The sequence below is a fragment of the Nitrospirota bacterium genome (genome assembly GCA_016212215.1).
Taxonomy (GTDB): Bacteria; Nitrospirota; 9FT-COMBO-42-15; order HDB-SIOI813; family HDB-SIOI813; genus JACRGV01.
Genome location: JACRGV010000097.1, coordinates 19377 through 30010, shown reverse-complemented (window position 1 = coordinate 30010; position 10634 = coordinate 19377). Strand labels below are relative to the sequence as shown.

Genomic DNA, 10634 nt, shown 5'->3' with positions numbered 1-10634 from the left:
TGCTGTGTATGTGATCAACCCCTCTGCCTTGCCGGTCTCTGCCTCTTTTGCACTGGAAGCAAGATATATATACTCACCGTCAAGGACGCCTGCCTTGATCCGGATTAGTAGACCGGCCTGCTTAAAATCTGATAGCTTCATCTTGAGTACCTTGAAAAGGTTTTCCACGTCATCAATATCTTGAGGTTTCTTTTTCTCAATTTCTTGGATCACATTTAATAAAGACGGCCTCATATCTCCATTTCCTCTTGTACGGTCAATTCCTGCATATCCTCGAAAATCTCCGGTTTTATGATTTTCAATACCCTCTTATTCTGGCCTCTTATACGCTCTTGTTTCGTTGTTTGTCCTTGCCCCGCTTCAATAATCCCCTTGACCTGCAACTGCCTATAAAATGATTGCCTGGATATTGGGAAATGTTCCCCTTGCCCTATGCAAAACTTTGAAAGCAAGTTCCAGACAGCTTCAGGCAATAGGTAGTAAATCCCGCAATCATCAAAATAACCTATCAATTCCCCAAACTCACCGCCCCTTATTTCATTACGATATTCCCCTTTGTGCTCAAGTTTCGCCTTACCCTGGGCTATGGCAGTCTGAATTATTTCCGCAAACCTCTTCATGGGGTCTTCCCGCTCCAGTCGCTTATTTTGATTTTCCGCAACCTTTTTGAATATGTTCCATCCTACTGCCGTCAATTCTTCTGCTTCCTGCTCTAAGAAAATACCTTTGTCTATCAACCACGAAGCAATTGTATTCAATCCGTACTGTAGAAAGGCAATCTGTTCAGGATAACGGCCATGTAATCCATCAACACCGGCAACTCCCCTAAGTTCCACAAATTGACTTTTGAAATTACTTGTAATCTCTTCCATGTTTCTTTTAACCCATAAGATAAAGGAAGTCATGGCGTGAGGTAGTAAGCTCGCTTTCGATTGCAGTTCCGTTAATCGTGCCTTGTTTACGTCACCTTTGTTAATCTCAACAATCATCACTCTCGCAAGTGTTGATTGAAGAGTGATGATTTCCTCACCTGTAACAAGCAATAGTCCACGCGGGAAGTATGTTGCCTTCAATGTCGTGTCTGCATTCAATCTGCCACGCCCAGTTCTATTTGCAAAGGCTCTGATTGCTCGCTGTGCAAGATTCTTTTTAGAGTCTGCATCTACTTTCTTTATACTTGGATGATGATCATCAAGTACCATTAAATTATCCTTGAGTAGAAAACCATTTTTCTCGATACTGTTAGCTGAATCTTCGAAATTTGATAATTCCTGTGGGTCTGTAAAATCTCCAAAATGTGAAAGTAGCATCAATGATAGGGTAGTTTTAAAAGTCCCTGTGTCTCCATACAGATAAGCGCTGAAGTTTGGAATCGGCTTGAGTAATGTTGTTAATACTGACAGGAACAGGAATGAGTATAAAGGCAGCGTGATTTCTCTATCCGCAAGTTCCAAAAATGACAGGCTTATTCTAATTGCCTCAACTTCATTCTCCGATTGTTTCGGTAAGTTGTATCTGTGAAAATTTTGTGGAAGGCTTACGTTGACATCTTTAGCACTTCCGATAGCCCCGCCACCTGATAAGTAAACCCATTCATTATTAATTTTTTTCCATCCTGTATGACAATAAAAAATTATTATCTCTTTTTGGCCGGTGTTATTTGATATCTTCTGGATTGCCTCACGAACATGATCTTTTTTAGTCATACCTGCTGTTATAACCGCCTGACTACCCCACTGATGAATCCAGTTTAAACCCTGAAACTGTGCAGACTTAACTTGAATTGGACGTAACTTATAACTCCCTAACCTGCCTGTTATCTCAAAATTTATTCTACTTTCAGCCCCGTCGTCTTCCGTAATATCCTTCGTAATCCATGCAATAAAATTACAGAGTGTTTCCGATATTTCCCCGTCTTTAGTCTGCTTCCACCTGCAAAGATGACCGGCATCATCAATATGATACGGGTATGGGATTATCTTTTCTATGCCCGCAAACTCTGCATCTATCGTACCGCCTGAAAGAGTTTTCTCTGGCTCAACCGTAACATCTAATTCTGGTATCGTTTTAGCATCCTTAAAAAGCTCATGGAGTATTTCAACAATATTTTTTCGCTATGACTCCGGATCCGTCAGTGGAAAACACCTTTGATATGATTCAATAAGGTCTGAAATGTCAGCACCTTTTGGCATAGCCTCTTTATCTTCAATAAGAGAATTCCAAGCACCGCCTATATCAATAATCCTCGCACTCGCAACTGCGCCGGTTAATGCCTTTGACACTGCCTGCATGGCCTTCTGTCCTGGTTCGTCTTCATCCGGTATTAATATAACCTCCCTGCCTCTTAAGTGTGCTTTGAACAGGTCAAGGACAGTCTTACTCATTAAATCGGAACTGCTACCCGCTGTGACAGCAAGAAAGCCGTAATCGGTTAAGACCGCCGCATCCTTTTCTCCTTCAACTACAAGAACAACATCATCCGGCTTTTTTAACAATAGCTCCTCATTATAAAGGACAGGCTCGCTTTTACGGCCCATTACATACAAGCCCTGCGTTTTGTTTGACAAAGTGAAAAATTTACATGTTTTCTTTCCGGCATCATCTTTGTAAATTGCCTTTACATAAACAGGATTCCCCGCCGTGTACTCATGTAGCCTGTCAAAGGAAAGATTCTCTGGTCTGAGTGCCTTTATCTGTTCAAGTGTATAAAGTTTTGGAGAATAGAATTTTGATGAATTACCCGCAGGTGTCTTTGATTTTCCTTCGGTCTTCGCTGAAGTGCTTTGTCCTGTTAATGCCTTCAACTCCTGAATAGCAGTAGCCATATCAATCTTTTTAATCGCTCCAATAAAATCAATGATATCCCCGGATACGTTTCAGGCAAAGCATTTGAAACGAAAAACCCCGTCTGTGTCTTGATGAATGCTGAAATTTGGGTTATCCTTATCACCGTGAAAAGGACAGAGTATCTTCTTACCAATTGTTGCATCCGTTAAATAACGCCGGTATGCCTCAAGCCCTGCCTGCTGTATTAGTTGTTGTAAATCGTTCATTTATGCCTGTTCCCTTCAATTACATTATTTGTTTTGTCACACATCAAAACAAAAAAAATTAACTACTTTGATTAAATTCCCTTAAAAATTTCTCAATAGAAGTTAATATAAACATACACTGATCCCTTTCCTTTTTCGTCGGGATAGGTTTATTTAAAATCTCCTTTACAATGCCGATGAGATTAGCAGCCGTGTTATTACCGCTTAATCCACTAGGCATAAATCTTTTTTTAAAGATATATGCAAATAAAATATTCTGGATCAGCATATATCTTTTTTTCGTAATCTCATCAGGTGTATGACTATACCGACTTATAAAAATCTGTAGAATATCATTCACGATATTTGCGTTGTAAATTTTGTAATCTTCTAACCCTTCCACCTCAATAAAAATGTGATGCTGCGAATCGATTTCTTTAAAATCATTCAAAAAATCCATAATTTTGTTTATCAAGTATTCAAGGAATTCATGACGCTTCTTACTCATAAGACATTTAAAGTCTGGATCAGAACACCAGTTTCTAATTGTGCCAAAAGGAATGTTTAAGAATTCCGCTACCTCTTTTTGCTTAAAAGAGGTAATCCCCATTAACAAATTTGCAAATCGTTTTTCTCTATTAGCTGCATATCTTTTTTTTATGGTAGTACCCACAGAATCAAAGGAACTCCACAAATCATCATTAATAAAGGTAGATAGGAAGGTCTCAATTTTCTTTGAAACTTTTTTATGTAGAACATTACCCTGATTATCCTTTTTGGGTTCTGTAAATACTATGGTATGAACATTATTTATTTTTATTGGTGATAGTTTTTGTGACTCAACCTGAACAGGTTCAGAGGTCTGAAGGGATATTTCAATCTTTCCTGCTTTTAGTCTCAAATTAATATCTTCGAATATCATAAATGACATTATTAATCATGTCACTTATACTTGTCAAGTTTTTTTGTGCTTACATGATTTAGCAACAGAATTTTCAAAACAGAAAAAGAATAAATGGAGATTCAAATCATGGCAAGAAAATACAGCAGGGATAAGGGAATTGTGGAGACAATGGAAAGGTCTTACTTATTCAAAGAGGTCTGCATGGCTGCCGGTTCTCTCAAAGATAATCGTCTTTTCTTTTGCATCAATCTTTATATCAATAACCAGTCCGGCTGTATATGGCATTCTCTCCGGTCTTTGAAATTGCCCTGTAAGGTATGGTCTTTATATTTTCTGTCAAGGGGTTCTTCTTGTGTGAGTTTTCGCATAACATCATCCAACAATGATAAAGCAATCTACAAGGAATCCCAGCTTATACCTACAAGTAACAAGCTGCTCCGATAAGTCCATAACGTCTTCCTTATCCAGTGCTGCAATTCTTGCTTGATCAGCGTGCAACTCTTCCCTTATTTCAGTAATACACTTAGGTTCTGATACTACCTCTTCCTCTCTTGCCTTCTTTGATTTTGACATTGTAAAGCCTCCTTATGGTTTTGATGTTGTTTAAAATAAAAAAAGCCTTGCAAGCGTTATCACGGCCCGTAAGAACCGCCCTGTACGTCACCATACAAGGACACTTGCAAGGCTGATACTTACCTTGCCTTGCCTGACGCTGCCATATCCCGCCCAACCGAACCTGACCAGACCACAACCTACCGCACCGGATATTACCGCGTCAAACTATATTTGTTCTTCCCCCCTTTCCGTGCCTTCAGCATGGATAAGGACGGTTACTTATGGCTTTTGATGTTGTCAATATAACCTGAACCGGCAGCCGGTATCAAGAGGGTGAATTTACTGTTTTTTGGTAATATTCCATGAAAGAGGTAAGATGTTATCCAAGTTGTAACTGAATCTGTAACTGAAATCATACCGTAATTCCGGTATTCAGTTACAAAACTCTTTCATAACTCATTGATTTTATTATACCTGTAACTGATGTAACTGATGTAACTGAAATTTTAAGGTATACGTCTCTATATGTATTTTTAAGGGACAACATATTATCCCTTTAAGGTCATACCTATAAATGTAACATTACGTGTAATCCTCTTCCTATATTTGGGTAAGCAGAGGTATCTTTGATTGAACCCCCGGCCTCTTCCGTTATCGGAAGTTGTGCAGTCTATTTTCTGATTGTAGAGTTGTTGTATGGTAGAAATAAGAAAATATTTAATCAACCTCGGATATCTTCCATTTTTCGGAAGTTGTGCCTACCTATCTTTCAACTGTATAGTTTTTGTATAGTAGACAGAACAAAACAGAACAAAACAGACTTAAAATCGCAGAGTGATTTAATGTCATAACTATAGACAGAATAAGACAGAATGGGTTAAAATGAAAAACTATGGCATGTATAAAATCGCCTTGATAAGGATAATCCCGATTCTTCTTGCTTGCAGAGAAAAAAGCTTCAAAATTCTTACAGATTTTACCGGAGGTAAATTTACATATGAAGATTTTAGGTTTACTGTTCAGAATGTTTTGAGTGACGAAGATATTGAAAAGGCTTACAGGTTTGCGGATAATACAGGCATATTAAGTTTATTCCGGCAAAAGTCTATTAAAAACATAGTTGATTACGTAATTGGCGTTGAGGTTGGCTTAGATAGCAATGGAAGGAAAAATCGTGGTGGTACTACAATGGAAAGTATTGTTGAGGGTTTGTTAAAGCCAATCTGTTCTACTAACAAGCTTGATTATATTACTCAGGCTACAGCACGTCGCGTTAGAGCTAAGTGGGGTATCGATCTTAAGGTGGATAAATCGTCCAGGCGTTTTGATTTTGCAATAAGATATAACGATAACTTATGTTTGATTGAAACAAACTATTACGGCGGCGGTGGTTCTAAGTTAAAAGCTACGGCTGGTGAGTATAAGGCTTTATTCGATTTTATAAAAGCTAATGGGCATGGATTTATTTGGATTACGGATGGTGCTGGGTGGAAAGCAACTCTAAGACCTCTTGAAGAGACATTTAATCATATTGACTATACCTTGAATCTAAATATGGTTTGTAATGGGGTGCTTGAGAAGTTGGTCAAAGAATTATTATATTAATTTTGTTTTTGAAATAATAAAATAGGCAAATAAAATTAACTTTTTATTAGGATATACGCATGATTAGCTCTCCGGTAAAAGAAGAAAACCGCCATAAATTTACTGAGAATATCCCTGATCTTTTAGAACGCGTAGATTTCTTTCGTTTAGATGCCTGCCGTAAACTTGAAGAATACAGAAAGGCAGAAATGGGACAGTTCCTAACTCCTTCCCCGGTAGCTCATCTTATGGCATCAATGATGAAGTATAGTAACTCCGAAGTATATATCCTTGATCCTGGCGCTGGTGTTGGTTCTCTGTTTTCTGCCTGTGTTGCTGAATTGTGCCGGAGACATCCACGTCCGAAACTTATTAGTGTTACCGCATACGAAATTGATGAAAAACTATCAGAGTATCTTCCTGATACTATGCAGCTTTGTCAAAAAGAGTGTCAGCGTTTAGGAATTAAATTTATTGGAGAGGTTAGAAAGACTGATTTTATAAAGGCTTCAGTTGAAATCCTTAATGGTGATCTATTTTCTCAAAATTATCAACTCCCTGAATTTAATTGTATTATTATGAATCCTCCCTATAAAAAGATTCATAGTGAATCGCCTGCCCGCATATTACTACGAAAAATTGGTATCGAAACAAGTAATTACTATACAGGTTTCCTATTTAGTGCTATAAAGCTTTTGCAGGCCGGGGGTGAGATGGTGGCCATAACGCCCAGAAGTTTCTGTAATGGTCCGTATTTTAAGACTTTCAGGAAATCCTTTTTAAGTGAGATGAGCTTATCCCGCATACATCTGTTCGAATCACGCCAGTTGGCATTTAGTGATGATAACGTACTGCAAGAGAATTTGATCTTCCATTCTATCAAAACTGTTAATAAATCTAATAAGATTATTATTACATCAAGTTTAGGTCCGGAAGATGGGATTGTTTCCTCACATGAAGTTTCCTATGAAGATGTTGTACATCCGGAAGACCTTCATTCATTTATCCACATAGTACCTGATAAATCAGGTAAACAGACTGCAGAAAAAATAAAGAGACTTAAGATATCGCTGGATGATTTAGGACTTAGCGTTTCTACAGGCAGGGTTGTTGATTTTCGTTTCAAAAAGTTTTTACGTGCAACAGATGATAAAGATACAATACCACTTATTTATCCAACTCATATAGCCAATGGCGATGTAATATGGCCTAAGACCAATACGAATAAATCTAATGCTATTGTAGTATCTCCCGAAACACAAGAGCTGCTTATTCCTAATGAAAACTATGTTGTCGTTAAAAGGTTTTCCTCAAAAGAAGAGAAAAAGCGGATAGTAGCTGCTGTGTATGATGGCAATCGTTTGCCGGGAGTAAGTGTAGCCTTTGAAAACCATCTGAACTATATTCACAAGAATGGAAAAGGATTGGACTTTTCTTTGGCAAGGGGACTTGCTGCTTTCCTGAATTCATCACTTGTAGATTCATATTTCCGCCAATTCAGCGGACATACTCAGGTTAATGCATCCGACCTCAGGAGTATAAAGTATCCAACATCAGAACAACTCAATGCAATTGGTTTACAAATAACTGATACATTTCCGGGGCAAGAAGAAATTGACCATATAATAAATATAGAGGTGCTTAATATGGATAGTTCAAATTTATGTGGGTGATACTGATCTTAAATTTGCATACTATGACAAGGATGGGCTTGAGTCACTTGATGTGCAAATAGAATCACACGGTAAGATGCTTGATGTTATTATTTATTATACAGAAAAAAACTGGCTTGTATTGATAGAAGCTGTAACATCCCACGGCCCGGTTAATCCAAAGCGAAGAGGTGAGTTAATTCATCTCTTTCAGACATCAAAAGCAGGGCTTATCTTTATAACTGCATTTATGGATAGAAAGAGTATGGTGAAGTATTTGAATGATATATCGTGGGAAACAGAAGTTTGGGTGGCAGATTCTCCCTCACATTTAATCCATTTTAATGGAGAAAGGTTCCTCGGTCCGTACTAAATAATGCTTTTATAGGCAGACATGTAAATAGATTCTAAAGCCAAACACATGGAGGGCTTTGGTTAATGCTACCGCATTCTCCATCCGTTCCATAAAGTGTGTATCCTTTTCACCCTTCAATCATGAACAATAGTTACCATACAACAGCCTCAGGCTGGCTTTTTGATATATACCTTGATGGTGATGTAATAAGGTTGTGGTTTATCAAAGAGGATGGCACGCATCTGTTTTTATGCGACCAATATGCCCCTTCTTTCTTTGTCAGGACGACACCACCGGTTCTCAACAGGGCATTCCAGCGGCGGCCTCTCAACAGCATTCCTGTAACAATTACACCAGTAGAACGAATAGAGCTTCAGAGTGGTAAATATGTCCCGGTGCTTGAAGTGAAGGTGCAAAGGCCATCACAATACAATGAGGTAGTATCAACCCTTGATAAATGGAGCGGGGGGCAACTGGAACTATTTACCTGTGATATATCTGTTGTGCAACGCTATCTGTGGGACAAAAAGATTTTTCCGCTTGCCTTTTGTTCATGGGAGGCCGCAGGCGACGGACGTCTTCTCACAATAAGTTCACTTGATGACCCATGGAGTGTAGACTACAGGATTCCGCCGCTCAATATCATGGAGATGAAGGTTGAGGGTGATTTAATCAATCCCCGGCACGGCTATAGCGGAAGGCTTGAGTTGTTGTGGGATGGGGAGAAGCGGATTATTGAAGGTGATTCACCGGAGTTATTTCTTGAGACCTTTTCCCGTATTTTGCAGCAGTGTGACCCTGATGTGATTGTATCGTACTGGGGGGATTCGTATCATATACCGTTATTACAACGAATGGAGCGGCAGTACAGGATACCGCTTTCTTTGAACAGGGAGATTGGAGGTGTTTCAACAGAATATAACCCCATCCCCACCCTAACCCTCCCCTTGAAGGGGAGGGAATTCAGTAGAAGGGGAAAATCATATTTCTCTTACGGCAGGATAGTGCGCCGGGAGAATGCCTTTTATCTTGCAGGCAGATGGCACCTTGATGTTAAAAATTCCTTTATCATGCATGAGAGCGGGCTTGAGGGGATTATTGAATTGGCGAGGATCAGCAGTATCCCTGTTCAATCGCTTGCCAGGTCTTCAATCGGTACGGTTATCAGCGCAATGCAGATGCATCAGGCATACAAAGAGGGCATACTGATTCCATGGCGGAAGCAGGAACCGGAGGCATTTAAGACTGCTGAAGAGTTAATCACCTCTGACAAGGGCGGGCTTATTTTTATGCCGGAACCGGGGATTTACGGGGATACGGCTGAACTGGATTTTGCATCACTATATCCAACTATCATGGCAAAGTACAATATCTCTCAGGAGACATTAGACTGTGAATGTTGTCCCCATCATGTTGTCCCTGAGACAGGACGGCATACCTGTACCAAAAGGGAGGGGCTGATACCGAGGGTATTAAAGCCCATACTGGAAAAAAGGGCAGAGTACAAGAGGATGATGGGGGGGCAGGGTGGGCAAAGGTCATTATCTAATGAAGGAGAAACTCAGCGGGACAGGAATGTCCCGCCTATCCTCAATTTACATACGGATAGGCGGGGTTTTCTAACCCCGCCGGTAGGATTTACAGATGAAGACCGTCTTCGTTTCAAACAAAGACAGACCGCCCTCAAGTGGATACTGGTAACCTGCTTTGGTTATCTTGGATACAAAAATGCAAGATTCGGCAGGATTGAGGCACATGAGGCGGTTACAGCTTATGGACGTGAGCTGTTGCTGAGGGCAAAAGAGATAGCCGAGGCAGAGGGGTTTAAGCTTATTCATGCCATTGTTGACTCAGTCTGGGTATATAAAAAAGGGATAACAGATCAGGATGCTGTAATGCTGTCAGATAAGATAACAAAAGAGACAGGTATAACAATGGCGCTGGAAGGTATCTACAGATGGCTGATGTTCCCTGCGTCAAAGATACGTTCCAATCTTGCTGTATCAAACCGTTATCTTGGTGTATTTAGAAATGGTGAGATGAAGGTGCGCGGCATTGAGATGCGGAGACACGACACTCCGCTGTTTATTGCAAAGGCTCAGAAGGAGATTATAGCAGTACTATCTCAGGCCCGGACGCCTGAAGAACTATCCCAATATGTGGATGATGCATTGAAAGTTGTGGAGGATTATATTTATCAGTTATCAGACGGCAGGGTCTCTCCAATGGAACTTTCAATCTCCAAACACCTCACTAAACGGCCGGAGGATTATGACCGTGCTATAGATACTGCAATAGTCGCCCAGAGTCTCCTTGCCCGCGGCATCCGCCTTGAACCCGGGGAGAATATCCGGATGATTATTACCTCAGCAGGGGACAAAGACCATGCATCCAGAGTCAGACCTCTTTCCTTTTCTTTTGCAGGACACGAATACGACCGTGGAAAATATACAGAACTCTTACTTAATGCCGCTGAGACAGTGCTAAAGCCATTGGGATATGATGTATTCACCCGAAAATCCTCTACGGCGGGGTAAGAAAACCCCGCCTAT

At 40.1% G+C, this 10634-nt stretch carries 9 protein-coding genes and 1 pseudogene; 3 read left to right on the top strand and 7 right to left on the bottom strand.

The genetic code is table 11. The annotated features are described in order from the left end of the window. The 7 genes from HZA08_08985 to HZA08_08955 all read right to left on the bottom strand — a co-directional run. Window positions 1–234 (bottom strand): hypothetical protein (locus tag HZA08_08985; protein MBI5193558.1); only part of this gene is annotated, 234 nt, incomplete at its 3' end. Beyond that, complete coding sequence (locus HZA08_08980; GenBank protein MBI5193557.1) at window positions 231–1706, bottom strand: hypothetical protein; 1476 nt, start codon at window positions 1704–1706, stop codon at window positions 231–233. The genes HZA08_08985 and HZA08_08980, both read right to left, overlap by 4 nt. A 408-nt stretch (window positions 1707–2114) precedes the next feature. Beyond that, window positions 2115–2825 (bottom strand): toprim domain-containing protein, encoded by a 711-nt coding sequence (locus tag HZA08_08975; GenBank protein ID MBI5193556.1) that lies wholly within the window; start codon window positions 2823–2825, stop codon window positions 2115–2117. A gap of 51 nt (window positions 2826–2876) precedes the next feature. After that, entirely contained in the window at window positions 2877–3053 is a 177-nt protein-coding gene (locus HZA08_08970; protein MBI5193555.1) for a hypothetical protein, read from the bottom strand. 58 nt (window positions 3054–3111) lie between these two features. Beyond that, window positions 3112–3954, bottom strand: a complete 843-nt coding sequence (locus HZA08_08965) for a hypothetical protein (GenBank protein MBI5193554.1) — start codon at window positions 3952–3954, stop codon at window positions 3112–3114. Window positions 3955–4187: 233 nt separating this feature from the next. Continuing rightward, on the bottom strand, window positions 4188–4304 hold the full coding sequence (locus HZA08_08960) for a type II toxin-antitoxin system mRNA interferase toxin, RelE/StbE family (GenBank protein ID MBI5193553.1): 117 nt from the start codon (window positions 4302–4304) through the stop codon (window positions 4188–4190). Window positions 4305–4308: 4 nt separating this feature from the next. After that, window positions 4309–4509: a hypothetical protein gene (locus tag HZA08_08955; GenBank protein ID MBI5193552.1), complete on the bottom strand. Its 201-nt coding sequence runs from the start codon at window positions 4507–4509 to the stop codon at window positions 4309–4311. Between the two features lie 864 nt (window positions 4510–5373). Here HZA08_08955 and HZA08_08950 point away from each other — a divergent pair. The 3 genes and pseudogenes from HZA08_08950 to HZA08_08940 all read left to right on the top strand — a co-directional run bounded on the left by HZA08_08950 (window position 5374) and on the right by HZA08_08940 (window position 10619). Beyond that, a complete protein-coding gene (locus HZA08_08950) occupies window positions 5374–6096 on the top strand; it encodes a type II restriction endonuclease (protein MBI5193551.1) in 723 nt (240 codons plus the stop codon). 59 nt (window positions 6097–6155) lie between these two features. Next, window positions 6156–8100 (top strand): annotated as a pseudogene (locus tag HZA08_08945) (Eco57I restriction-modification methylase domain-containing protein). Between the two features lie 122 nt (window positions 8101–8222). After that, entirely contained in the window at window positions 8223–10619 is a 2397-nt protein-coding gene (locus tag HZA08_08940) for a hypothetical protein (GenBank protein MBI5193550.1), read from the top strand. Window positions 10620–10634 lie beyond the last annotated feature (15 nt).

Bases quoted from the DNA above. Each gene is read 5' to 3' on its own strand.
- HZA08_08980 (MBI5193557.1), bottom strand. From the start codon at position 1,706: ATGACTAAAAAAGATCATGTTCGTGAGGCAATCCAGAAGATATCAAAT.
- HZA08_08975 (MBI5193556.1), bottom strand. From the start codon at position 2,825: ATGGCTACTGCTATTCAGGAGTTGAAGGCATTAACAGGACAAAGCACT.
- HZA08_08970 (MBI5193555.1), bottom strand. From the start codon at position 3,053: ATGAACGATTTACAACAACTAATACAGCAGGCAGGGCTTGAGGCATAC.
- HZA08_08965 (MBI5193554.1), bottom strand. From the start codon at position 3,954: ATGATATTCGAAGATATTAATTTGAGACTAAAAGCAGGAAAGATTGAA.
- HZA08_08960 (MBI5193553.1), bottom strand. From the start codon at position 4,304: ATGCGAAAACTCACACAAGAAGAACCCCTTGACAGAAAATATAAAGAC.
- HZA08_08955 (MBI5193552.1), bottom strand. From the start codon at position 4,509: ATGTCAAAATCAAAGAAGGCAAGAGAGGAAGAGGTAGTATCAGAACCT.
- HZA08_08950 (MBI5193551.1), top strand. From the start codon at position 5,374: ATGAAAAACTATGGCATGTATAAAATCGCCTTGATAAGGATAATCCCG.
- HZA08_08940 (MBI5193550.1), top strand. From the start codon at position 8,223: ATGAACAATAGTTACCATACAACAGCCTCAGGCTGGCTTTTTGATATA.